The sequence below is a fragment of the Streptomyces sp. PA03-1a genome (assembly GCF_033792805.1).
Taxonomy (GTDB): domain Bacteria; phylum Actinomycetota; class Actinomycetes; order Streptomycetales; family Streptomycetaceae; genus Actinacidiphila.
Genome location: NZ_JARAVO010000515.1, coordinates 1 through 596 on the forward strand (window position 1 = coordinate 1; position 596 = coordinate 596).

1 protein-coding gene is annotated in these 596 nt (G+C 68.6%); it reads left to right on the forward strand.

All coding sequences use genetic code 11. The features are described from left to right. Window positions 1-347 precede the first annotated feature (347 nt). Window positions 348-596 (forward strand): hypothetical protein (locus PV341_RS45245; protein ID WP_500361083.1); only part of this gene is annotated, 249 nt, incomplete at its 3' end.

The following is a 596-nucleotide window of genomic DNA, read 5'->3' on the forward strand; positions in this document are numbered from 1 at the left end:
GTGTCCCCGGCACCGAAGGTGCGCACCAGGTCCTCGACCACCACCATCGCCTCGGAGGCCGCCCCGTCGCCCCCCGGGCCCTCACACCGTTCCAGCGCTGTCTCAGTCATGGCGCGCAGCATAAGGGGATTTCTCGTGCCACTGTTCACACGGTGGTAACGAGCACGGCATCGCGGATGCGATGATCGTATCCGTTCGCCCGTTCCCGACCTCACCACGGTGTGATCGTGGAGACACGTGTGCGAACACGTCATGTCATGGGCGTAGTCTGAGTCACTCCTCACCGCTCGGCGGTGACCTGGTCGTGCACTCGCAACACACTGTTATGGGCATCGAGAACGGGGGGCATGGTGCCGGGCTTCGTCTTGCTGCGCCTGCGCGCGCACCGGCTGCTCCTGGGCGCCGCATTGTTGTCCGTCGTCCTGACCACCTGCGCCGTGGCCACGCTGGCCGCGTTCAGCGCCGCGGTCGGGGACGCCGGACTGCGGCGCGCGCTCCAGGGGCCGTCGGCCGCCAGGACGCTGATCGACGTGACGTCCGAGGTGACGGACCAGGACGCCGGGCGGTTGGACTCCCGCGTGCGCAAGACCCTCGCG